Raw genomic sequence first — 24,097 nt, forward strand, 5'->3', positions numbered from 1 at the left:
CGACTCCACGCCGATGATAGTGCGGATTGCCCGTGTGAAAGTAGGTAATCGTCAGGCTCCCCTAAAAACCCTTCAGTACATGCGTACTGAAGGGTTTTTGCTTTTGCGGCAGTGATTTCTTGCGGATGAAAGGACGCGATGACACAATTGATGTTCGATTCGGTTGTCCTCGGCGCAGGCATTGTCGGCGTGTCCACCGCAATTCACCTGCAACAACGCGGGCACGCGGTCGCGCTGGTCGATCTGCGTGCGCCCGGACAGGAGACATCGTACGGAAACGGCGGGTTGATTCAACGCGAAGGCGTGTATCCCTATGCCTTTCCGCGTGGGCTCCGTGCACTGTTGCGGTACGCAGGCAATCGCGCGAATGACGTGCGTTATCACTTGCGCGATGTCGGGCAATTCGCACCGTTTCTCGCCGCGTACTGGCGCTATTCGCATCCCGCACGCCACGCCGCCATCGCGCGCAATTACGCAACGCTCATCACCCATTGTGTCGACGAACACCGCGCGCTCGCGCAAGCCGCCGGGGCAAGGGGATTGATGCGTTCCACCGGTTGGATAAAGGTATTCCGCACGCCCGCCGTTCAGGATGCCGAGGCCGCAAACGCCGCTCGGTGGCACGCCGAGTTCGGCGTCGGTTTCGCATTGCTCGACGCCGCGCAACTCCGCGCAGCGGAACCCGATCTCGACACGTCGCTCGTCGGCGGGCTGCATTACACAGACGCGGAATCGGTCAGCGATCCGGGGGCGCTCGTCACCGCATACGCGGCATTGTTCGTGCGGCTCGGCGGACGTATTTTTCTCGGCGATGCGAAGTCGTTGCGCGAGTCCGGCGGCCGGTGGGTCGTCCATACGCAAGACGGCGACGTCGACGCGAAGCATGCGGTCATTGCACTCGGCCCATGGGCCGACGACGTGACGACGCGGCTCGGATATCGCCTGCCGCTCGCCGTCAAACGCGGTTATCACATGCACTACGCGCCCCGCGGCGGTGCACAGCTCCATCGCCCGGTGCTCGACGCCGAGAACGGCTTTCTGCTCGCGCCGATGGCGCGGGGGATTCGCCTGACGACCGGGGTCGAACTAGCCGATCGCGACGCGCCCAAGACGCCCGTGCAACTCGCCGCTGTCGAACCCGTCGCCCGCACGCTCTTCCCACTGGGCGAACGCCTCGACGCCGAACCGTGGATGGGACGGCGGCCCTGCACGCCCGACATGATGCCGGTCATCGGTCCCGCCCCCCGGCACAAGGGACTGTGGTTCGCATTCGGCCACGCCCACCACGGACTGACTCTCGGCCCCGTCACCGGACGTCTCATCGCGGAAATGATCACCGGCGAAACGCCATTCGTCGATCCCTCACCATTTCGCGCCAACCGTTTCTGACACCGCGTTTTCCATCCGTCAGGTCAACGGACAGTGGCGGCCCATCGCCGCCACTGTGACATCCGTTGCTTCTCGAATGAATCGCTTATGCGCTTGCCGCAGCGTCCGGAAACACCGGCTCGCCCAGGTTGAGCATGAGACGGTTCGCCCACGCGAAGATGGCGATGGAATGGATCAGGTCCAGGATCTCGGCATCGGTCACGCCAACGTCGCGCAGGGCGCGCAACTGGTCAGGACTGACATCGCCCGGGTTCTCCGTCAGCACGATGGAGAACTTTGCGATCGCCTGCTCGCGCGTGTTGGTGCCGGCCGTGCGCGGTTCGTCGAACACTTGCCTGATGACATCGTTGCGCTTGGCCAGTTGCTCGAAGCGCTGTGCGTGCACCGACGCGCAATAGACGCAGCCGTTGATGCGCGAGACAACGGTGGTCGACAATTCGCGCTCGGCACGGCTCATGCCGCCCGGGGCATACATGATCGCGTTGAAGGCTGCGGAACGCTGGCGCAGGATTTCCGGCTGATGTACCAGAAACAGGTAGTAGTCGGAAACCTTTGCCTTCGGATGGCTCTCCTCGAGCACGGCGATCTGTTCCGGCGTGGCGCGATCGAGTTCGACGACGTCAAGCCAGGCAGCCCAGTCGAGGGTCTCATTGGTGAAGCCGTGGGATCGGATGACTTCGCTCATGCTGCGTTCTCCAGGGATTTCAGTGCCTGCAGGCCTGCGACGAGACGAATCTGGTACGACAGGAACGCGATCAATTGCGCCAGGGCGACAACGGCCGGTGTCGTCAGCCCTGCCGCGGGCAAGGTGTGGAGGGCAGCGCGATCGCCAGCTACAGGATTCTCGATCAGCGTGCGAGTGAAGGTAAGGATCGCACGCAAGCGTGGGTCACTCACGTCTTCCGGTGCGCCCGTCTCGACGGCGGCCAATGATGCGGCGTCGACGTCATGTTGTGCCAGCGCCGCGCGATAGTGGGCGGCGAGCGTCGCACAGGGCGTCAGGCGGCAAGCATAGAGCGCTACGAGCAGGCGCTCGGTCAGCGGCAAGCCGGCAAGAGATGGATCGAAAAGGCCGTCGTAACTGCCTTGCGTGGCAGTGGCCACTTTGTCGCGACGATGCCGCAGGGTGTGCGTGGCGCTGCCGACGGCGAGGCCGGCAACGCGGTCGACCACGTCGTGGTCGAGGTCGTATTCAGTCGAATGTGTCATGGAATTCCGCTTGGCCCCGGAGGCAGTCAAGAAGACGAAAAGTATCGGTAATCAACGCGCCGCAGCGGCTTTCGCCGCCACGGCCTCGGCCAGGAAGTCGAGGACGCCCACCCAGGAGCGTTCGTCCGCATGCGCGTTGGCGGCCGGCTCGCCTCCGCCTGTGCTGATGCGCCCAGAGACCGGGTGGGCATACACGAGCTGCGTCGTAGGCACATACGGGAACACGATGGCGTGGCCCGCGCCTGCAAAGTCTAGATGCACGACCGCATGCGGATGCCGCACCTCGGCCAACGTGTCCGTCACCATCCGCGAATAGCGGCTCGACGGCCAGGAACCGTCATCCTCGGCAGACAACAGCATTACCGGACCGCGAATGTTCTCTACGCGAATTCGGGCGCGCGCCACGGCGTCAACATCGTCGAGCGCGGTCAGGATTGCCCGCGCGTGACGGTGCGGCGGCGGGCCTTCGTCGAACGGAGTCCACGTGGCCGTGCGGTTGTTCTCCCACAGATGTGGCAACGATTCGCCGCGAAGCAGCCACGTCGGTCCCTCGCGGCCAGTGGCCGGATCGGCAGCGTTTTGTGCGCTGTGCACCACTGCGCCCGGTACGTAGCCGATGACGGCCGACACCGCATCGGGAAACGTGGCGCCAAGCAGCAGCACCAGTTCGCCACCGCGCGATTGTCCGGACAGGGCAACGAAATCGTGCGCCGGCTTGACCGTCTCGCGCAACCACTGCATCGCCGTCTCGAAGTATTCGAGCGGTGTGTTGCTGATGTAGTCGGACAAACCGGGCGCCTTGAAATAGCCGAGCGCGAACGCCGCGTAGCCATGGGAGGCGTAGAGCGCGGCGCGGGGTTCGTTGATGCCGCCGCCTGAGCCGTTGAGAATCAGCACGGCCGGGTGCGGACCTGCGCCCGGCGGCAGATACAGGGTGCCGACGAGCCCGTTGTCGCGGACGTCGCGCCGCGTGACGCCCTCGGCAGCCAGACGTTGCGCGAATGTCGTGCTCGCGACGACATGCCCGTCGGGGTCGATCGCTTCGAGCGTCGTGACGAGTGGCGCCGTCACCGGTACGGGAAACACGTCTCGGCTCTTACCGTCGGCAGGCGTCTGCGACCAGATGAGGCCCATCGCCGAGACGCCCGCGTAGGCGCCTTCCACGGGGGCATCGCACGTCAGCTCGACAGTGCCGTTGGCGTCGGCGACGAACACGGCTTGGGCGGTCCATTGAACATCCGCACCGCGCACGGTGCGCGCGCGCAACACGACCCGTGCGCCCGGCGCGAGGCCCGAGACCGTAATGTGCCGCGGCACGTCAATCAGGGCGTCCGCAGGTGCGGCGGCAAGCAGGACTTGTGACATGGCGGTGCGCATCGTCGAGGGGCCTACTTGCCGACCTTGGTGACCATCATGGCTGCGGTGCGGTCGCTCGACAGCGGCGACACTTTCAACCCCTTCTTCGCTGCCCAGATGTTCTGGTAGTGATAGAGCGGCAGCACACCGACTTCGTCCGAAACGATCTTCACCGAGCGGCGCAGAATCGCTTCACGCTTGGCCGGATCGAATTCGGCGGTCGATTCGTCAAGCGCACGGTCCACGCCCGGGCTGCTGTAGTGCCCCCAGTTCGATGCGCCGAGGCCCTTCTTGGCATCGACCGTCGCCAGCACGTTCACCAGCGCATAGCTCGCTTCGCCCGTGCCGTTGCCCCAGGCGAGCATCGACATCGCGTATTCATTCTTGTTCGCGCGGCTCGAATAGACGGCCCAGGGCACCACTTCCACCTGTGTCTTCACGCCAATGCGCGACCAGAACTGTGCGACGGCCTGCGCGGTCTCCGGACCCTGCGGGTAGCGGTCGTTCGGCACGTGCATCGTCAGCTTGAAGCCTTCCGGGAAGCCGGCTTCGGCCAGCAGTTTCTTGGCCTGGGCAGCGTCGAACGGGATGTTCTTCACATCCGGATTGTAGCCGAAGGTATCTTTCGGCATCCACTGGTTCGCGACGCCTGCGGTGTTCTGCATGATGCGCGTGACGATCGCGTCGCGGTTGATGGCGAGCGACAGGGCACGGCGCACGCGCACGTCGAGCAGCGGGTTCTTCGCGAGCGGTTTGCCGCTGTTGTCAGTGATGAACGGGGTCGGACCGTCCTTGAAGCTCGGCTGCAGGAGCATCACGCGCAGGCCCGGATACGGGTAGACGCTGACGTTCGGCGATTGCTTCAGGCGCGCAATGTCCGAGGCGGAAACCTTGTCGATCACGTCGACGTCGCCCGAGAGCAGGGCAGCCGTGCGCGCGGCGCCGTTATTGATGTAACGGTAGTTGACGTGTTCCCAGGGCGACTTGCCATCCCAGTAGTCATCGTTGCGCGCCATGATTACGCGGTCGCCCGGAGTATAGGACACGAATTTGAACGGACCCGTGCCGACAACGGCGCGCCCGGCGTTGTAGTCCTCGGTCGAGGCTTTCTCGCCGACGTGTTTGCTGACGATATGCACCGACGCCAAATTGAGCGGCAGGTCCGGGTTCGGGACGTTGGTCTTGACGATCAGCGTGTACGGGTCCGGCGCGCTGACCGATTCGACGGTGCGCAGGTAGCCGGCGAAGGTCGCGACGCTGCCCGGCACGTTGCGTGCGCGCTGGTACGAAAAGATGACGTCTTCGGCCGTGAACGGCTTGCCGTCAGCCCATTTCACGCCTTTGCGCAATTTGAATTCCCATGTTTTCGGATCGACCGGCTTCCAGGACACGGCGAGACCCGGCTGCAGCTTGTTCCATTTGTTCTCGACGAGCAGATCCCAGAAATGCAGGTCGACGGAACGGTCGCCGGCGTGGTTGTTCAGTTGCGGATCGAGTGACGACAATGGATCGGCAAAGCCGATGCGCAGCGATTCGGCCGAGGCCGTGGCGCCGACGGTCAACAGCGCGGCAGCAAGGGAAGACAAGAGCAAGCGTTTCATGTGCGGCATCCTGGTCAGGAGTGAATGGGGATCGCTTGCGGCGATCTTATGCATTAGGGCGATATGCGTATCGTTGCGGTGTCACTGGCCATCGTTGAGATGGCACGCGCTGACGTGATTGACCGCAATGCCGCGCAATTTAGGCGCTTCGGCACGACAACGCGGCATCGCATTCGGACAGCGCGGATGAAAGTGACAGCCGGCCGGCGGCGCAATCGGGCTGGGAATTTCGCCGCGTATCGACGAGAATGTCTTGTGACGCACGTCGATACGCGGAATCTCTGCCAGCAGCGCCTGCGTGTACGGATGATTCGCCCGGCGGAAGACTTCCTCCACCGGCGCGCTTTCGACCACGCGTCCGAGATACATGATGACGACGCGGTCCGACAAATGTTCCACCACGCCGAGATCGTGGCTGATGAACACGTATGTCAGGTTCAGTTGTTCGCGCAGGTCCATGAACAGATTCAGGATCTGCGCCTGGATCGAGACGTCCAGCGCGGCGACGGCTTCGTCGCAGACGAGCAGATCAGGCCGCACCGCCAACGCGCGAGCGATGCCGATGCGCTGACGCTGCCCGCCGCTGAACTGATGCGGGTAGCGATGGCGCAGGGACGGATCGAGCCCCGCGCGTTCGAGTTGCGCACCGACGTAATCGTCGAACCCGGCGCGGTCGACGAGCCCGTGCACGCGTGCGCCTTCGCCGACGATGCGGTCGACGCGCAGGCGCGGATTCAGGCTCGCGTACGGGTCCTGGAAGATCATCTGGATCTTGAGCCGCGCCTCGCGGCGTTCGGCCTCGGACAACGATTCGGCCGGTCGTCCGCCGATATGCACGTCGCCCGACGTGGGCGCGAGCAGTCCGGCGAGCATGCGGCCGAGCGTCGATTTGCCGCAGCCCGATTCGCCGACGAGGCCGACGACTTCGCCGGGCTTCACGACGAGATCGACGCCGTCAACCGCGCGCACGACCGCCGGAGGCTGCGACAGGCCGACACGTTGCAACAGGCGGCCCGCCGGGCCAACGTGCCGCTCGCCGAAGCGCTTGCTGACGTTATGCAGGGCCACCAGCGGCACCGGCAATGCGGAGGGCGGCGACGGTGCGGCGAAAGCGGTGTTGGCCGCGCTCATACGGTCTCCTTGACGGCAGGGGCCGCGCCGGGATGGAAGCAACGCACAAGGCGCCCCGGCGCGGGTTCAGTGATCTCGGGGCGCACGCGGCAGGCGGGGCTTGCCTGTGCGCAGCGCGCCGCAAACGCGCAGCCCTCAGGCATCGTCAGCAGGTTCGGCGTCATGCCGGGGATCTGGCGCAGACGCTGGCCCCGGCGGTTCAGGCTCGGCAAGCTGCCGATCAGCCCGAGCGTGTACGGATGCAGCGGCGCGTCGAGAACATCGTCCACGCGGCCCTGTTCGACAATGCGGCCTGCATACATCACCGCGAGATCGTCGGCCAGGCCCGCGACCACGGACAGGTCGTGCGTGATCCAGATCAGCGCCGTGCCGTGCTGGCGCGCGAGCTTCTGTACTTCGGACAGGATCTGCGCCTGAATGGTGACGTCGAGCGCGGTGGTCGGTTCGTCCGCAATGATCAGGTCGGGGCGATGCAGCATGGCGATCGCGATGGCGACGCGCTGGCGCATGCCGCCCGACAACTGGTGCGGGTACGCGCGCAGGCGCTCGTCCGGGCTCGGAATGCCCATCAGCCCGAGGGTATCGCGGGCCAGCTCGCGCGCCTGCGCGCGGCTGACGTTCTGATGGGCGCGCACGGTTTCGATCATCTGCGCGTCGACACGCAGCACCGGGTTCAACGTCATCATCGGATCCTGGAAGATCATCGCGATGCGGTTGCCTTGCAGGTGACGCAGTTCGGCGGGCGACAGTTTCGTCAGGTCCCGGCCCCGGAACAGGATCTCGCCGCCGGCAATGCGGCCCGGGGCGTCCACCAGCCCCATGATCGAGAAGCCGGTCACCGACTTGCCCGAGCCAGATTCGCCAACGAGGCCCAGGATGCGGCCGGGCGCGAGGGAAAACGAAACATCGTCAACGGCCGGCAAGACGCCGGCGCGCGTGAAGAAATGCGTGCGCAGGTGGCGCACTTCGAGCGTGGCGGGCACGGCGGCGCTCATTTCTGCAGCCTCGGATTGAGCACGTCGCGCAGACGATCGCCGACCAGATTGATGGCGACGACGGCGATCAGGAGCGCGATGCCGGGATAGAAACTGATCCAGTATTCGCCGGACAGCATGGTTTGATAGCCGTTGGCAATCAACAGGCCGAGCGACGGTTCCGTGATCGGCACGCCGAGGCCGAGGAACGACAGCGTCGCTTCCAGGGTGATGGCGCGCGCGACTTGCAGGGAACCCACGACGATCAGCGGCGGCAGGCAGTTCGGCAGGATGTGGCCGATGACAATGCGCCAGTTCGGAATCGCCTGGCAGCGCGCCGCTTCGACATATTCGCGGCGCGATTCGACGAGTGCCTGTGCGCGCGCGGTCCGTGCGAAATAGGCCCATTCAAGGACCACCAGCGTCAGCACGACATTGCCGATGCCTTTGCCGACGTAGGCGAGGATCATCAGCGCGACGAGAATCGACGGGAACGACAGCAGCAGATCGACGATGCGCATGATGAGCGCGTCGACGCGTCCGCCGGCGTAGGCAGCGACGAGGCCGAGCAGCGTGCCGAGCGCGCCGGCGATCAGCGCCGAGCCGATGCCTACGCCCAGGCTGATGCGCAAGCCGTAGACGATGCCGGACAACAGGTCGCGGCCCTGTCCGTCGGTGCCGAGCCAGTACGCGAAGGTGGCTGCGCCATTGGCCGAGCCGGGCGGCAGGCGCGCGTCCATGACGTCGAGTTGCATCAGGTCATACGGATTCTGCGGTGTGATCCAGGGCGCTGCGATCGCGGCGACGATCAGCAGCGCAAGCAGGAACAGGCCGAGCAACGCCACCTTCGATTGCGCGAACTCGCGCAGCAGGCGGCCCCACGGCGACTCCTGACGCAGCGGCACGGCTTCGGCCGGCGGCGTCTCGGGCGCGGGAGCCACGTTGGGCTGAAGGCTCATGCGGCAGCCTCCAGGCGCACGCGCGGATCGAGCCATTTGTAAAGCACGTCCACGATCAGGTTGAGAGAGACGAACAGGCAGACCACCACGATGAGGTAGGCGACGATCACCGGCCGGTCGAGCGCGTTGATGCTGTCGAGAATCAACTTGCCGGCGCCCGGCCATGAGAAGACGGTTTCCGTTACGACCGCAAACGCGATCGTCGATCCGAATTCCAGGCCCAGCACTGTGACCAGCGGGATCAAGGTATTGCGCAGGACGTGGACAAGCACCACGCGTAGCGGCGACAAGCCTTTCGCGCGGGCGAACTTGACGTAGTCCTGCGGCAGCACCTCTGTCACGCCCGCGCGTGTCAGGCGCAGCACGAGCGAGATCTTGAACAGCGACAGGTTCAGCGCGGGCAGGATCAGGTGGCGCAGTCCGTCGAGGCTCAGGAACGACCAGTCGATGCCGACGACGCTGACGGTCGTGCCGCGTCCGCTGGCCGGCAGCCAACCCAGGTGCACCGAGAACGCCATGATCAGCATCAGGCCGACCCAGAACGTCGGCAGCGAAAAGCCGATGATGCTGCCCGTCATCAATAGCCTGGAGATCGGATTGCGCGGAAACAGGCCGGCGAACAGGCCGAGCGGAATGCCGATCACGATGGCAAGAATCAGCGCCGCGAAGGCAAGCTCGAGCGTCGCGGGCAAGCGCTGCAGGATCAGCTGGATGGCCGGAACGTTATAGACGAAGCTGTTGCCGAGATCGCCATGCAATGCGCCGCCAAGGAACCCAAGGTACTGCCGCCACAACGGCTGATCGAGGCCGAGCTGCGCGATGATGCGCGCACGTTCGACCTGATCGACGTCCTGCCCGATCAGGATGTCGACCGGGTTGCCGATCGCGTGCAGGCCGACGAATACGATGAGCGTCATCAGCCAGACGACAAAGATCGCCTGGAGAACGCGCCGCAGAAGCCAGGCGGTCATCGGGCCGGCTCCATGGCCGGCGGCGGGGCCGGCGTCCATTCGTCGCCGAACACTTCCGGCTCGACGTACGCCTGCATGATCGCGAAATGCTGCTCGGCGTCTTCACGGTAAAGCGTGGCGGCAAGCCCTTGCGCGAGACGTTTGGCGCCTTCGCTGATTGCCGGGATATCACCCGATAACGCGCCGTGCGTGAGGGTTGCCGGGTAGCAGAAGCAATGCACGCGATCGAGCCCCGGGCATGCCCCTGGGGTCTTCTCCTGAAACTCGAACACCGGGCCAAGGTCAGGGGAGTCGGATAGCTCCGTGTCTTCATCGCCGGCCGCAGGCGTGTAGCGATCGCGCCACAGCCGCACGTGCGGCGCCAGTGCGGCGAATTCGTTACGGGCAAACAGGTCGGTCCGGAAGCCGGTCGAAAAAATCAGGAAGTCGAGCACGAACGTGCCTTTCGGCGTGCGCACATGCAGTTCGCCGTCGCGCCGGGTCACGTCGAGAATCGGGCAGCCGAGATTGAAGCGGGCGTTCTCGAAACGCGAGACGCGCAGGGTGCTGCCACGCGGGGGCGGCACTTGCTGGACGTTCACATAGTGACGGATGCGCCATTTCCATTCGTCGGGCAGGGCCAGGTGGCCATGGGTGAGCCCCGGATTGCCGGCGCCCTTGCCCTTGTTCACGCGCGGAATGTCTGCGCGGCGAATCAGCAGATCGACGGATTCGGCGCCGGCTTCCAGCGCCGTGGCGGCGCTGTCCATCGCGGAAGCGCCTGCGCCGATCACGCCGACGCGCTTGCCGCGCAGCGTCGCGTAGTCCATCTCGTCCGACGAGTGCGCCCACACGTTGCGCGGCAGATCGCGGACGAACGGGGGAACGGTGGGGCCGCCGAGGCCGTCGCGGCCGGTGGCGAGCACCAGATGGCGGGCGTAGACGGTGTTGTCGCCGTCAGGACCTGCGACCGCCAGCGCGACGACGCCGTCGCCGCGCGGGGTCACGCGCGTGACGCTGTGGCCGTTGCGGATATCCAGGCCCAGCGCCTGGCGATACCAGCGCAAATAATCCATCCATTGCAGGCGCGGAATCTTGTCGAGCGCTTCCCATGCCCCCGCGCCGAATTGCGCTTCGAACCAGGCGCGGAAAGTGAGCGCCGGCAAACCGAGCGCGGGCCCGGTGAGCTGCTTCGGCGAACGTAGCGTTTCCATGCGCGCAGTAGTCGCCCACGGGCCTTCCAGGCCAGCGGGCGCGCGGTCGAAGATCGGCGCTTCGATACCCAGATGCGTGAGTGCCGTGCTGGCCGCGAGGCCGGCCATGCCGCCGCCGATGATGGCGACGTCGAGGACCGGCAGGCCGTCGCGCGTTTGCGGCGGCACCCAGCGCTTGGCGGGCAAATCGAGCCAGGCGAGGTCCTGCCGCAGGCGGGCTTCAAGGGCGGCCAGGCCGCCGGCGGACGTGGGGGACAGTGTCATGTCGGCGGGATTTCCTTGGGGGCCGGCAGATCGCCGTAAAGGGTCTGCAGAACGATGGCGTGTTCGCTGGCTTCTCTTAGCACGAAGTCGGGCAGCAGCTCGCGGGCAGCCTGCGCGAGCGCATCGACGAGCGCGAGCGCCGCGGGTGACGGCTCTTTGGCCTGACGCGTGATCACGCCGAAAAAGAACGGAATGTTCACATCGATGGGCCGCACGGCGACGTCCGCGAGCGGCATGCCATAGGCCGTCACCGGTTCGAGCACGGACAGCCCCAGCCCTGCGCGCACGGCGGTCAGGGCATTGAGCGACGAATTGGTCTCGATCAGCCCGGCCGGCGTCACCCCGGCTTGCGCGAATGCCTGGTCGAGGCGGCGGCGCAGGCGATACGGGTTCTGCATTGTGATGATGCGTCGTCCCTGGCAGGCGGCAAGCGGCACACGGTCGGCGGCGGCAAGCGGATCGTCAAGCCGCACGGCGGCGACGCACGCCGCTTCTCCGATCCAGTGGACGGTGATGCCGCGATGTTCGAGCGGCAGGCTGGTAACGCCGAGGTCGGCCGCACCGGTCAGCACCGCGTGCACGACCTGTTCGGGCGATGCGCTGCGCAGTTGAATCTGTGCCGCGTCGTGGGCAAGCCCGGGCAGGGCGAGCGCGGCGGGCAGCAGTCCGGCGGCCAGCGCCGACGTGGCGGCCAGATGCAGCGGGCGCACCTCGCCGCGCGCGATTTCGTCGGCGCGGCTGCGGATCTGTTGCAGGCCGTTCAGGGCGTGCTCGACATCCTCATACAGCAGGAAGCCCTGTTCCGTGGGCGTAACGCGTGGGCCGCTGCGGGCGAACAGCGCGTAGCCGATCTCGGCTTCGAGTTCCTGGATCAGACGGCTGATCGCCGGCTGCGAACGGCCGAGCAAACGCCCGGCAGCAGTGATGCTGCCGGTCGACATGACCGCCGCAAAGGCTTCCAGTTGGCGCAGTTCCATCGATGTGGACGAGGGGCGTGGGTTTGTATGCGTTCTGCGTATTCTGTTGGCTCAAGCATGCAGATTGCAAATACTTAATATTTATATCCTCATGCGCCACCGTGCAAAGGCGGGTTTCTCCCTATGTGATGCAGACCGCTTGCCGCTTGCGGTCAGTCGTCGCTGAACGGGAGGCGGCCCTGATTGACGTCGTCGGCGTCGCGCCGCGCGCGCCGCGTCAGGAGCGCGGCGGTGGCGCGGCGTTTCGGTGTGTCCGCTACGTCGGCGGCATCGGGTAACGGCGGCGGGGTCAGCTTGAACGGCGGACGTTCGAGCCGGTGAATGACAAGCGTGTCGCCCGCGAGCCGGCGCCCAAGCAGCTTGTAGATGTCCGGATCGAAACCGGTGACGGGCGGCGCATTGGCCAGCAAGGCTTCCAGTTCGCTCGCATTGCCGACGCTGCCGAGATACTGCCACCGGTCGACCACGTGAAGTTGCATCGGTGGGCCGCCGGGGTTGCGCGATGTTTGCGCTGCACGTTCTTCAAGGGCGATCGGTCCGTCGAACGGCCACGTCTGCAAGCGCAGCGTATCGAGCGCAGCATGCAGACGCGCCGTATGCGCCTCGACCGATTCTTCCCCCACGCAAACGCCATGGCAGCGCTTGACCTGATAGCCGAAGCAGGGCCGCCCCGCGCCGGCTTTTTCCAGACCCAACTGCGCACAGCACAGCGCGTGCGTGTCGGCCAGCCCGCGCAAGGCGTGTTCGGCCTTCACGCGTGACGAAAACGTGCCATACAGTGCAGGCGCCGCAGCAAAGTCGACGGTGCGTGCGTTTACGATTTCGGGGGCATGCGCGCCATCGGGCAGATGCCATGAGCACAGCGTCGAGGTGCGCCGCAGCATGCGGTTGTGCACGGGCTGCAATTGCTTGACGAGCTGCGCTTCGAGCAGCAGCGCGCCGAGTTCGCCGGCGGTGCTGCGCGCCTCCACGCGGCGGATCTCCTGCGAGATGCGCAGATCCTTGGCGACCTGGTGGTCGTTCGAGAAATGCGAACGCACGCGCGAGCGCACGTCGACGCTCTTGCCCACGTACAACAGCGTGTCCTGCTCGCCGTAGAACAGATAGACGCCGGGGCCGTCCGGCAGGGCGTCGATGGCTTCGTCGGGCAACTGTGGCGGCTGGCTCGCGCGCTTGATCACGCGGCGCACCGCCTGTTCGATCAGGTCCGCCGAATAGTACGTGTGGATCTTTTGCCAGAACTGCCAGAGCAGATCGGCGTCGGCGAGCGCCCGGTGACGCCCGATCGGCGCCAGACCGAAGCGCGCGATGAGCGCGTCGAGGCCGTGGCGCGCGGCGGCCGGGAACAGCAGTCGGGACAGGCGTACCGTGCACAGGACGTCCGCCTGGAATGCAATACCCGCGCGACGGAATTCGTTTTTGAGGAAGCCGTAATCGAAGCGCGCGTTATGGGCGACGAACAGCTTGCCCTGCAGCCGCTCGGCGAGACCCTCTGCCAACGTGCTGAAACTCGGCTGGCCGCGCACCATCTCGTTCGTAATGCCGGTGAGCTGCTGGATGAAGGCCGGAATCGACTCGGCCGGATCGAGCAACGTGCTCCATTGTTCGATGCCGTGCGGGCCGACTTCGACCACGCCGATTTCCGTGATGCGGTCCGACAGGGCATTGCCGCCGGTGGTTTCCAGATCGACGAAGACGATCGGCGCGGGCAAGGCGCGCGCGAGGGTGTCGGGGTCCAAGGTGTCCATAGGCGGGGTCTGTCGAATGGACTTCATGATACTGTATGGAATCACAGTATGTGAAGCCCCCTGAATCCCCCTGCCGGCCGGGCGGTTCCCATTGACCCGGTTTTCGGCTCTAATGCACTGTTGCCCTCACATTGGAGTGATCGCATGCTGACCTTGTACACATTCGGCCCGGCGTTCGGATTGCCCGATCCGAGCCCTTTTGTCACGAAGTCCGAAGTCCTGCTCAAGATGGCGGGTGTGCCGTATCAGACGAAAACCGGCAATCTGCGGCGCGCCCCCAAGGGCAAGCTGCCTTATATCGACGATGACGGTGAAATCGTCGCCGATTCCACGCTGATCCGTTTCCATATCGAGCGCAAGTACGGCTTCGATTTCGATGCCGGGCTTACGCCCGCCGAGCGCGGCGCGGCGTGGGCCGTCGACAAGATGTTCGAGGACCATTTTTACTGGATCGTGGTGCGGGCGCGCTGGTGCGAGGACGAAAACTTTGCCAGGGGGCCGGCCAATTTCTTCAAGGCGGTGCCAGCACCGGTGCGTCCGCTCGTGACCCGCATGGTCCGCAAGCAGGTGAGCCGCACGCTGTTCGGCCAGGGCACCAGCCGCTATTCGAACGCCGAGCTTGCCGCGATCGTGGAGCGTGGCGTGCAAAGCGTCGCCGATCTGCTCGGCGACAAGCCCTATCTGTTCGGCGATAAACCCTGCGGCGCCGATGCCACCGCGTTTGCATTCGTCGGCAGCGCGTTGTGCCCGCTGTTCGAGATGCCGATGCGGCACGTCATCGCCCGCCACGCGAACCTGGTGGCCTATGCCGAGCGGCTGGGGCGTCACTATTATCCGGAATTGGCGGCGCGGGCGGCATGATGCCGGGCGCCCCCGCGCAGCCACGGCCGGCCGTGGGGGGCATCAGCCCGCTTCGGGCGCGGTTTCGTCGGCGGGCAGGACGTCCGTCAGCATGAGATTGCGGCCCGAGATCTTGGCTGCGTAGAGCGCGCGGTCGGCGCGCATCGTCAGTTGCTCGAAGGTCTCGCCTTCATGCCAGGTGGCGATGCCGCCGCTAATCGTGTAATGGCAGACGCCGAACGGCCCCGTCACCAGATGCTGGTTCGCGCGCATCCGCAAGCGGTCGGCAATGTGCATCGCGCCGGCCGTGTCTGTGGCCGGTAGAAGCACCGCAAATTCCTCGCCGCCGAGCCGGCCGAGGACATCCGGGTCGCGCAGATTCGCGCGCATCATGCGCACGAATTCGCGCAGCACGGTATCGCCCCCGGCGTGGCCGTGCGTGTCGTTGATGTGCTTGAAGTGATCCAGATCGATGAGAATCAGCGACAGCGGCCAGCCGCGTTGCAGGGCGCGTGTCATTTCCTGACGGGCCAGCGCGTCGAAGTGCTTGCGCGACAGTGCTCCCGTCAGATAGTCCCGATTGGCGGCGTCTTCGGCACTCGCAAGCATTGCGTCGTGGATCATCAAAACAGCCGCCATGGTCATTGCGGGCATCACGATCGCGCCCAGCGTCATGAGCGCGATGCTCAGGGGCGATGACGAGAACACCTGCAGTTCGGGTGTCGTCAAGAACAGGATGCCGCGCAATGTGTGGCCGGCGCCGAACAGCAACGCCAGGGTGCCCGTCAGCCAGTAATTGTAGCGGCGTCGATTGGGGGGGCGATGGCGTAATACCAGCAGCGCGATCGCCAGATCGGCCGTGCCGTGAATCACCGATACCGCCACGACACGCATGGTCTCGTCTTCTGTCACGTATCGCCAGTAGAGCATGGCGGCCGCACCGCCCGCGATGGCCACGCAAAGCGCATGCCAATGGGCCGGCCTGCCGAGAAACCGGGCGCACCCGGCGTAGTAGGCGGCGATCGAAAACATCAGCAAGGCGTTTGCCGCGACAATCGACAGCAGATCGGGAATGATGCCGCGCAAGGCAAACAACGGCAGCGCGCCGAGGACCCCGATATTGGCCCAGACCCATTCGCGCACGCCGGGAACCCGGCTGCGCAGTAGCGATCCGATGACAAACAGCATCATCAGGCTCAAGAGCGCGGTGATGGCGAGCAGGGCGGTGGGGCTCAACATGGGCGTGACGGCCGGCGGCAAGAGGCGGGCATGTTTAGCATTGTAATGTACGGCGCGCGTTGCGCCAGCCGTCGTTGCGCAACCTTTGCACAACCTTGGGGTCACCGTCGCGCGGCCCCGGTAGAATGGCGTGACTGGCCAGTGACGGGCGCATATGAGGAAGACGATGCAGGGTTTGCGAGGATGGCGGATGGCGGCGCTGGGTGTGCTGATGATCGGCGCGGCGGGAACGGTTCTGGCGCAGTCGCCGGCGGCGCCGCGTCAGCGTGGCGGTGCGTTTGTGATGCCCGGGCAGGAAGGTGCCGCGAGCGGCGCGACTGCCCAGCCACAAGACGAAATCGACGCGAAGCCGGCGCTCGACGCGGCGTTGGCCTGGCTGCAACTGACCGACGGCGGCATGGCAGACAAAAGCTGGCGCGAGGCCTCACCGCTGTTCCAGCACACGATGCGTCCAACGGAGTGGTTGCAGACGCTGAGGGCGGCGCGCGCGCCGCTCGGCCGCGTGGTGTCGCGCAAGATTGCGTCCGCCACGTTCACGCGCTCGCTGCCTGGCGCCCCCGATGGCGAGTACGTCGTGATCCAGTACGACACCGTGTTCCAGAACAAGGCGCAGGCAACGGAAACCGTGACGCCGGCGCGCGGCCTGGACGGCCGTTGGCGTGTGGCAGGTTATCTGATCAAGTGACCCCGTGACGGACTGCGCTGGCCAGGGCCATCGTGGGTTCGATGTGCGGGGCAGGGTGGCAAATTCCGTCAACGCGATTGACCGATTCGGCAATGGGCGCCGTAGAGGGGTATCAGTATGCTGGCGACGGGCCATACGGGCCCGCCGCGTAGCGGGGTGCGACACGATCGCGTTCCCGCCTGCATGACACCCTCTTATCAGGATGGATGATGAATTACGACGCCGCCAAACATGTGCTCACCGAATATCCGCAAGCCGCTGAACTGCCCGCCGCCAAGTTGTTCGGCGTGGGCGGAGAGCGCGACCATGAAACCATCGCGCTGCACACCGATCCCGACACCGGTCTGAAGGCCATCGTGGCCATACACAGCCGCGCGCGCGGTCCCGCATTCGGCGGTTGCCGCTATTGGCACTACGTCTCCGACGCCGCCGCGTTGCAAGATGCGCTGCGGCTCTCGCAAGGCATGAGCCTCAAGAACGCGCTCGCCGATCTGCCGTTCGGCGGCGGCAAGTCCGTGATCCTGCGCCCGCATACGGTGCCGCAAGGCGCGCCGCGCGAAGCGCTGTTCGCCGCGTTCGGAAAATTTATCGAATCGCTCAATGGCGCTTACCTCACTGCGGAAGATGTCGGCACGACCGTGACCGACATGGCAGTGGTGCGTCGTCACACGCGCTTCGTGAGCGGCTTGCCGCGCGAGGGTGAATTCGGTGGCGATCCTTCGCCGAAGACGGCGCTCGGCGTGTTTTCCGCAATCGAGGTGTCCGCCCGCAAACTGCTCGGCCGCGCCTCGCTCGAAGGCCTGCGCGTCGGTGTGCAGGGGCTCGGCTCGGTGGGCTGGGCGCTGAGCCAATTGCTCGCCGACGCGGGGGCAGTGCTGACGGTCGCCGATTTGCGCGCCGAGCGCGTGGCGGAGGCACGTGAGCGTTTCGGCGCGACCGTGGCGTGCGTCGACGACATCCTGCGCGCATCGGTCGACGTGATTGCGCCGTGCGCGTTGGGCGGGGCGCTCGATGCCGCATCCGTCGACGCCATGGCCGCGACGATCGTGGCCGGTGCGGCGAACAATCAGCTGCAGCACGCCGGTATCGGCGATCGGCTGCATGCGCGTGGGATTTACTATGCCCCCGATTTCCTGATCAATGCGGGCGGGATCGTCAGCGTGGCGCGCGAGTGGCTCGGCGAGGGCGACGAGACGAACGTGACGCGCGAAGTGCTGCGCATCGGCGATCGCATGGCCGAACTGATCGAACGCACGCGCGCCAACGGCACAACACCCGCGTTCGAAGCGGAATCCTGGGCACGCGCCAAGCTCGTGCGCCCGCAAGCGTAAGCATTTCCTTGTGATGTCACGGACGCACGGCACACGCCGTCGTCCGCGCTCGCGCCCGGGTTTCGCGCGGCTTCCTGATCGGCGCGGCGATGCGGCTTCGAAGCGTTTATCATGGATGACTGAACGAAAAATCGCGTCGTCGAAAAATTATTTAGATTTTCGAAATAATTATATGGAATAAATAAATGGCGATGCAGAGATTCCCGGAGATTGACTGAATCACATTGGATTGCTATTTTTATATTTCCTCCTTCACATTCTGCAGTGGATCGGTTCGTCGTGATGTAGCTGTCCTCGTAGTTCATGCTGCCAATATAAAAAATTGCCTTTGCCCGTCGAATGCACTTGACGCGGCGGGGGCGTTGTCGGCGCGGTGTCCGCAATGGACATCGCAGCTGATGGTCATCGGGGCGTTTGTTGGGTCTGTTGTCGTTCAAATAGTTGAAAAAATGAAAAATTTCACTAGCAAGCGGCCACGATGCTCAAGGAGCCATGATGTCTGCGCTGATCGATCTACTCGAAACGATTCATCAGGATTCACAGCAAGTCGACGATGCCCGCCAGTTATTCACTCGAATCGTCAGCTTTTCCGAAAGAATCGGGTTTGAATATTGCAGTTATGGATTTCGCGGCCTGTGTTCGGCCACGCAGTCGTCGGTGCAGATTTTCGACACCTATCCGGAAGGCTGGATGAAACATTACCAACAGCAGGGTTTTCTGGAGGTCGACCCGACGGTGCAGTCGGGCTTGCACAGCGACAATCTCATTCTCTGGCAGGACACGAAGTTGCCGGCGCATAAGGACTTCTGGCGGGATGCCCACGATTTCGGCGTCAACCACGGTCTGGCCCAGGCGAATTGGGGGCCGCATGGGGAATTCGGATTGCTGAGCTTTGGCCGCAGTGCCGAGGTCGTCAGTGCGGCCGAGGTCAAGGCGCTCGAAGTCGGCATGCGCGCACTGTCCAATTACACTCATGTATCGATGAGCCGCCTTCTGAGGCCAGCGTCGGCGCAGTTGGGCATCGACAAGCTGTCGCTGCGCGAACGGGAAGTCCTGATGTGGACGGCCGAAGGGAAAACCGCGGACGAAATTGGCGACATCCTCTGCATTTCGGCGCGTACCGTCAATTTCCACATTCAGAACTGCCTGGACAAGACGCTCTGCCGCAACAAGGTACAGGCGGCGATCAAACTCATGCTGTGGGGATAGCACCGGTTCAAGGGAGTATCGGGCGGTACTCAGGCGAGGTTCAGGGCGGCGAGGGTCGCCGGGTCGAAATCGATGCGGTAGGCTGCGACCTGGCGCGCATCGATACGTTGCACCGGCCCGAGTCGATGCGCAGTCACGCCGATGCGGCGGAACAGGCGTTCCATGCTGACATAGGTCACGCCGATGAATTGAATGGCGCCGTGCAGGCGCGCCACGCGCACGGATTCGGCGAGCAATGCGTGCAATGCGCAGTGCTGCGTATTTGCGGAAGACGTGGGATTTGCAGGTGACGGCTCGGTGCGTATGGCCAGGACGCGGTGATCGGCCGTAGGCCATACCGCCGCGAGCCGGGACAGTTCCCAGACCGAGGCGTTGCGCGGCACCGGCGTGTCGCCGAGCAAAGCCGGGAAGTTATCGATCAACAAACCCGGCCCTGTACTCGGCAGGAGACGGACGGTGGCCACCACATCGTCGTGACTATCGCGAAACATGATGTACATCGTATCGCCGCGGTCGAACTCATCGCGTTCCTCCCGGGGGCCGGATTCCGGCAGGGACCAGCCAAGCCGCTCTACGAATATCTTGTGACGAAAGCGTGCAATGGCGGCGCTCGTCGCCGGCGGCAGGTCTCTCCCCACATGCACGCTGACTTTCATTGGTGTACGCCCTTTGTGATTCTTTTGGCTTAGCGTATCCAACGGTTTCGGTTGCCGAAACTGTCAACTCTGACAGGTGGGGCGGCGGTACGGGGCGTGCGGTGCGCATCACGTCCACGCGTCTCGCATCAGTCATATGGACCCTCCACCACATCGGCCGGCGCCGGGATGGTGCCGAGCATGGCGGTCCCTTGATCGTCTGGCGAATACGTGAACATCGGTGCGCCGGTCTGGGTCAGGTCGACTTTCAGGATCGGTATGAAACGGCCCGTGGTGTTCATATAGTCCTTTTGAATGTGCTGAGCTCCGGGCAGTCCGCTGCCGATGTAATAGAGGGTGTCTATCGGGAGCTGGGTCGGGATGTCCTGCGGCCAGGCGGCGATAATGATTTCGTTATGCGCGGTGTAATTTCCCCCGCCATAAACGATGCGGGCGTCGCTGGCGCCGAGTTGAAAGTAGGGGGCGTTCGGGTAGAAGGGGCATAGACCTACAGACCCGTGCAGCCTTTGCCAGCTTTCCACGTCGACGACCCCGTATTCGTGGCAGAAGCGATTGTCGCCCGTCTTGTAGCAGCTCTCCGGCCGTGAGCTTGTCCCCGCATTGACGGGGAACGAACAGCGCAGTGTTAGCGGATGCGCCACCGGTGCGGCAAACTCCCGCATGATGAGGCCCTCGCGGCCCACGAGCGCCCGAATGCCGATGTCGGCGCGCAGATACGAAAACGACACGCCGTTGCGAGTCACCGAGTTCGGACTCGGATTCCATGAGTGGAAGGCGGCCCCATATCCGGTCCCGCGAATCAGCACACCGTTGCAGTTGAATGAAGCGCTGCCGTCGGGGCACGCCTTGGCGGTATCGGCGTAGCGCCGGGCGATCCGCGCTGCGACCTCATGGCCGATGTCGAGCTGGTCGCGGTCGTCGAAGCCGAAGATGGCTTTGCCGTCGTCGCCGAAGAAGAGTTTGACGATGGGCAGCCATTGACGGGTGGCGTTGAAATACTGCAGCTGATAGCGTTGCGCCTGCGACAACTGACCGCCGTGCGAGATATCGTAGAACAGCGCCTGTATGGCCAATGCGGCAGGCGCGGTGTCGTCCCAGGCTTCGACCAGCAACGCGTTGGGCTTTTGAGACCAATCCGCCGAAACGGCCTCGTGCGCGACGAGACTGGCCTTGAACTGGAGGACATCCGCCGCACTCAGTGAGCATTGCCGCGAATCGCTAGCACCTTGCTGCTGGAAATGCGTGACCCATGACGCTGCATCGGTCACGCCGTGGGCAGCGCAGGAACTCGGATCGGCTTGTGCGGCAGGACCGGAAAGCAGGTCACAGCCGTGATCGGGCAAGGTGGCGGTGAAGGCGGTATCGAACGGATAGGCGCAGCGCACGTGAAACGGTTTTTCCTGACCGATGGCGGTTAGCGAATCGGCCAGGACAAACCCGGCGCTGGCAGCGAGCGCGTTGGTGCCGAGATCGGCCCGCAGATAGGCGAACGGCACCGAGCCCAGGCCGCGGTCAGTGGGGTCATGTTGCCAGAAGTTGCGGGCATCGCCGCCCGGCAGGGCGCGGATCAGGACGCCGGAGCAGTAATAGGCGGGCTTGCCCACGGCGCAGGCGCCGGCCGTGCTCTGGTAGCGCGTATTGAGTACTTGCGCGACTTCGGCACCGGTCAGCGCCGGCGCGGTCGCAGCGTAGAGCAGGCCGGCCAGCGCAACCGCCCAATGCACCAGGCACTGGCGCTCCCGGAACCAAGTCCACCCGCGCACGAGCAGTGCGGCCGAGGCCGTGTGCCGGACATCTGCGCGAGCGGCCGGTAACCGCCCGGCACGCACGGCTCCCAGGCGCATGGAATACGAAAGTTGGAGATGCATGGATCACCCGAGATAAATGCCGATCACCTGCAGGTAGTCGTCTTCGTGACGCCCCGTGGCATTGCCCTGTGCGTCGGGACCGTTGAGATCGTAGGCCCACGCCGTGCCGGCGCCGATCTGTTCGGCAGTCCAGAACGAATAGCTGAGCCAGCCCTGGTAGGTGGCAACGGGGCCGGTCTCCGGGTAATACCGCTGCCAGAAGCGCCTCACCTGATCGAGCGTGATCGGCTGAACACCTGCGGCATCGCAGACCCGCTTCATGCCGGCCCAGTCAGCCGACGGACTCAGGAAGACAATCTGCAGAATGCCGCTCACCTTGAATGGATAGGCGCGGCGCGCGTTGGTCGCGTCGATGGCGATGATCTGGCATTCGCCATTGCCCATGCACGTGACTACGCCCTCGTCGTCGACGGTGGCGACGGTCTCGTCATCGCTGTGATAGGTGTAGGGCGCCGTCCCCCACATGGCGACCCGCTCGAATTCGACGAAGTCGGGTGAAGTGGGCGGCGGCTTGGGACCGAGCGCGTATCCGTGCACGGTCAAGTCGAGTTCGACGGGGCTCTCGAACAGCCAGCCGACTTTGAAATTCAGCGATTCGGATGAGCGCAACTCGCCGTCCGCAGGCGTGACCGTATACGTCACCTCGACGTCGCTGCCGATATACGGCTCAATCTCGGCAAAGGGAACGGGGAAGACGACTTCCTCGCCGACCCACGAGGCAGGCAGATCGATATAGTTGCCGAAGCTCGGCGTGCCGGATGCCGCGCGCCAGGTAAATGCGACTCTGTCGCGTGCTGCCATGGACACATAGGGTGGAATTCGTACGTTGGTGCCCTCCGGTTTCGGCACGTCGCCCGGTTCGAGCATGCCGTCTTCCACGTAGTCGACCGAGGGCGCGACTAATTCGCCGCCGGGCTGGTCGCCAATCCGCAGGACCCGCGCCGCCGAAGTGTGGATGACATTGCCGTCCCGCTTGACCGTGTAAGTGACCGAAACGGTACCGCCGTCGTTGGCCAGGATGAATTCGTTGTCGACGGTAAACGGAATCGGCTTGTCGAGGAACGCGCTGGTGACCGGAAACCAGTCGGTGGTGCTCCCGGCGGGATCGCTGCCATCCCAGAACATGTCCACGCGGTCTTGCAGCGCCATGCCCGCGTAGGGCGGTACGATGACGGTCGCCTCGGGGGTGGTGGGGTCGAGTTGATCGTCTGCCGCTTCTTCGACGGTCGGCGCCGGCAGCGTGACAAATGTAGAGGTGTCCTTGCGATACATTGTGCGCTCCTTTAACGAGGTGCCCCGATGCGCCAGTTCAAGCATGAAGGCCTTGGATATGCCGCAAGTACGGCATTTGACAATCTCAAGGCGGCAGGCATCGTTACGTCAAAGCGTGGTGCACGAGCGTTCAATCGACGCCGCAATGTCAGCGGCAAGGCACCCGGAGAACCCGGGCACCTTGCCGGACGCTCGACCCTATGCGGTTTCGAGGACGACGGCGCTGGCGGCCTTGGCGCGCGCGCGGTTGATTCTGAGCGCATGTCCGCGCGAAGCCGGCGTGGCCTGGTACGAAATTTTGTTCCTCAGCGGCCCGATCTCGGCGTTGTCCCCGCCGCCACCGGCTGCGCCCCATGCCACCACGCGCCGGTCGGTGGTCAGCGCCACGAACGCTTCGGCGTTGGCGTAGACGGCGCGAACGTCGGTTAGTTGCGCCGCGACTGGCGTGGTATTGCCGCCCGTCGCCGGATCGCCCCAAGCCACCACGGTGCCGTTGCGGCGTGTCGCCGCGAACGACCTGCCCGTGCCGGTCACCTGCACGATGTCGTCCAGGAGCGCGATGTCGGTGGGCACATCACCGCCGCGCGCTGGATCGCCCCACGCCACCACGTGGCCGTTGGCGCGCCGCGCGCAGAAGGCGCCCCAGGTGGCACTGATTTCAACGATGTCGCTCAGTGTCTTGATGTCGTCGGGCACAGTATTGCCGTGATTGGCGCTGTTGCCCCAGGCCATGACGTGGCCGTCACCGGTGCGCACGGCAAAGGCGCGGGCCGTGGCGCACATCTCAAGGATGTCGTTGCGCAGGGCGACGTCGCCGGGCACGGTGGCGCCGTCGGCCGCCCTGCCCCAGGCGACGACATGGCCGTTGCCGCGCAGGGCCAGGAAGCACGTGTAATTGCCGCAAACGTCGACGATGTCGGTGAGCGTGCCGATGTCCGGCGGGACCGTGCCGCCCGCGCCAGCCGTTCCCCAGGCCTTCACCTGGCTGATCTGGCCAGCGCCGTGGATGAGCGCGAAGGCGGAACTGGCCGCGACAATCCGCTTGACGTCACGCAAGGCGCCGATGTCCGGTGGCACCGTGGCGCCGCTGTCCGCTGTGCCCCACGCCGCCACGCCGCCGTTGGTCAGGCGCGCGGCCATCGCGGCGGAGTTCCCCACGACCGCTTCCGCGTCCATGTCATTCGGCACACCCGATCCCCCTGTGTCGGCGACACCCCAGGCGACG

19 protein-coding genes and 1 pseudogene are annotated in these 24,097 nt (G+C 64.9%); 5 read left to right on the top strand and 15 right to left on the bottom strand.

Annotated elements, in window-relative coordinates; genetic code table 11:
* Positions 1 to 147 precede the first annotated feature (147 nt).
* Positions 148 to 1,389 (top strand): NAD(P)/FAD-dependent oxidoreductase, encoded by a 1,242-nt coding sequence (locus PTE30175_RS27155; protein ID WP_150700198.1) that lies wholly within the window; start codon positions 148 to 150, stop codon positions 1,387 to 1,389.
* 85 nt (positions 1,390 to 1,474) lie between these two features.
* Here PTE30175_RS27155 and PTE30175_RS29315 read toward each other — a convergent pair.
* The 10 genes and pseudogenes from PTE30175_RS29315 to PTE30175_RS27205 all read right to left on the bottom strand — a co-directional run bounded on the left by PTE30175_RS29315 (position 1,475) and on the right by PTE30175_RS27205 (position 13,772).
* Positions 1,475 to 2,598: pseudogene (locus PTE30175_RS29315) on the bottom strand (CMD domain-containing protein).
* Between the two features lie 51 nt (positions 2,599 to 2,649).
* The gene (locus tag PTE30175_RS27165; RefSeq protein ID WP_191629247.1) at positions 2,650 to 3,963 is read right to left on the bottom strand and encodes an acyl-CoA thioester hydrolase/BAAT C-terminal domain-containing protein; all 1,314 of its coding nucleotides are present in this window, start codon (positions 3,961 to 3,963) and stop codon (positions 2,650 to 2,652) included.
* A 23-nt stretch (positions 3,964 to 3,986) separates the two neighbouring features.
* Complete coding sequence (locus PTE30175_RS27170; protein ID WP_150700185.1) at positions 3,987 to 5,555, bottom strand: ABC transporter substrate-binding protein; 1,569 nt, start codon at positions 5,553 to 5,555, stop codon at positions 3,987 to 3,989.
* Positions 5,556 to 5,636: 81 nt separating this feature from the next.
* Positions 5,637 to 6,638, bottom strand: a complete 1,002-nt coding sequence (locus PTE30175_RS27175; RefSeq protein ID WP_150700199.1) for an ABC transporter ATP-binding protein — start codon at positions 6,636 to 6,638, stop codon at positions 5,637 to 5,639.
* Positions 6,639 to 6,682: 44 nt separating this feature from the next.
* Positions 6,683 to 7,681, bottom strand: a complete 999-nt coding sequence (locus PTE30175_RS27180; protein ID WP_150700186.1) for an ABC transporter ATP-binding protein — start codon at positions 7,679 to 7,681, stop codon at positions 6,683 to 6,685.
* Positions 7,678 to 8,619, bottom strand: coding sequence for an ABC transporter permease (locus PTE30175_RS27185; protein ID WP_150700187.1), 942 nt, complete (start codon positions 8,617 to 8,619; stop codon positions 7,678 to 7,680). The genes PTE30175_RS27180 and PTE30175_RS27185 overlap by 4 nt, the downstream gene beginning before the upstream one ends.
* Positions 8,616 to 9,590: an ABC transporter permease gene (locus PTE30175_RS27190; RefSeq protein WP_150700188.1), complete on the bottom strand. Its 975-nt coding sequence runs from the start codon at positions 9,588 to 9,590 to the stop codon at positions 8,616 to 8,618. Before PTE30175_RS27190 ends, PTE30175_RS27185 begins: the two co-directional genes overlap by 4 nt.
* Entirely contained in the window at positions 9,587 to 11,047 is a 1,461-nt protein-coding gene (locus PTE30175_RS27195) for an NAD(P)-binding domain-containing protein (RefSeq protein ID WP_150700189.1), read from the bottom strand. The genes PTE30175_RS27190 and PTE30175_RS27195 overlap by 4 nt, the downstream gene beginning before the upstream one ends.
* On the bottom strand, positions 11,044 to 12,024 hold the full coding sequence (locus PTE30175_RS27200; RefSeq protein WP_150700190.1) for a LysR family transcriptional regulator: 981 nt from the start codon (positions 12,022 to 12,024) through the stop codon (positions 11,044 to 11,046). The genes PTE30175_RS27195 and PTE30175_RS27200 overlap by 4 nt, the downstream gene beginning before the upstream one ends.
* 152 nt (positions 12,025 to 12,176) lie before the next feature.
* Positions 12,177 to 13,772, bottom strand: coding sequence for an exonuclease domain-containing protein (locus PTE30175_RS27205; RefSeq protein ID WP_224789000.1), 1,596 nt, complete (start codon positions 13,770 to 13,772; stop codon positions 12,177 to 12,179).
* A gap of 144 nt (positions 13,773 to 13,916) precedes the next feature.
* On the opposite strand from PTE30175_RS27205, the gene PTE30175_RS27210 reads away from it, so the two are divergent.
* A complete protein-coding gene (locus tag PTE30175_RS27210; protein ID WP_150700192.1) occupies positions 13,917 to 14,633 on the top strand; it encodes a glutathione S-transferase family protein in 717 nt (238 codons plus the stop codon).
* A gap of 42 nt (positions 14,634 to 14,675) precedes the next feature.
* Here PTE30175_RS27210 and PTE30175_RS27215 read toward each other — a convergent pair whose 3' ends face one another.
* Positions 14,676 to 15,851, bottom strand: coding sequence for a GGDEF domain-containing protein (locus PTE30175_RS27215; protein WP_150700193.1), 1,176 nt, complete (start codon positions 15,849 to 15,851; stop codon positions 14,676 to 14,678).
* Positions 15,852 to 16,017: 166 nt separating this feature from the next.
* Between PTE30175_RS27215 and PTE30175_RS27220 the strand changes: the two genes are divergently transcribed.
* The 3 genes from PTE30175_RS27220 (at position 16,018) to PTE30175_RS27230 (ending at position 19,076) form a co-directional block, all read left to right on the top strand.
* Positions 16,018 to 16,536 carry a DUF4019 domain-containing protein gene (locus PTE30175_RS27220; RefSeq protein ID WP_224789001.1) on the top strand — a complete coding sequence of 173 codons (519 nt, stop codon included), beginning with the start codon at positions 16,018 to 16,020 and terminating at the stop codon, positions 16,534 to 16,536.
* 206 nt (positions 16,537 to 16,742) lie between these two features.
* Positions 16,743 to 17,867, top strand: coding sequence for a Leu/Phe/Val dehydrogenase (locus PTE30175_RS27225; protein ID WP_224789002.1), 1,125 nt, complete (start codon positions 16,743 to 16,745; stop codon positions 17,865 to 17,867).
* 492 nt (positions 17,868 to 18,359) lie between these two features.
* Entirely contained in the window at positions 18,360 to 19,076 is a 717-nt protein-coding gene (locus tag PTE30175_RS27230) for an autoinducer binding domain-containing protein (protein WP_150700194.1), read from the top strand.
* Between the two features lie 29 nt (positions 19,077 to 19,105).
* Here the strand turns inward: PTE30175_RS27230 and PTE30175_RS27235 are convergent, their stop codons facing one another.
* The 4 genes from PTE30175_RS27235 to PTE30175_RS28405 all read right to left on the bottom strand — a co-directional run.
* The gene (locus PTE30175_RS27235; RefSeq protein WP_150700195.1) at positions 19,106 to 19,732 is read right to left on the bottom strand and encodes an acyl-homoserine-lactone synthase; all 627 of its coding nucleotides are present in this window, start codon (positions 19,730 to 19,732) and stop codon (positions 19,106 to 19,108) included.
* A 128-nt stretch (positions 19,733 to 19,860) separates the two neighbouring features.
* The gene (locus PTE30175_RS27240; RefSeq protein WP_150700196.1) at positions 19,861 to 21,600 is read right to left on the bottom strand and encodes a hypothetical protein; all 1,740 of its coding nucleotides are present in this window, start codon (positions 21,598 to 21,600) and stop codon (positions 19,861 to 19,863) included.
* A gap of 3 nt (positions 21,601 to 21,603) precedes the next feature.
* Complete coding sequence (locus PTE30175_RS27245; RefSeq protein WP_150700197.1) at positions 21,604 to 22,872, bottom strand: Ig-like domain-containing protein; 1,269 nt, start codon at positions 22,870 to 22,872, stop codon at positions 21,604 to 21,606.
* 198 nt (positions 22,873 to 23,070) lie between these two features.
* On the bottom strand, positions 23,071 to 24,097 hold a 1,027-nt coding region (locus tag PTE30175_RS28405), incomplete at its 5' end, for an RCC1 domain-containing protein (protein WP_420819686.1).

Origin of the sequence: Pandoraea terrae, assembly GCF_902459695.1 — a bacterium.
GTDB lineage: Bacteria > Pseudomonadota > Gammaproteobacteria > Burkholderiales > Burkholderiaceae > Pandoraea > Pandoraea terrae.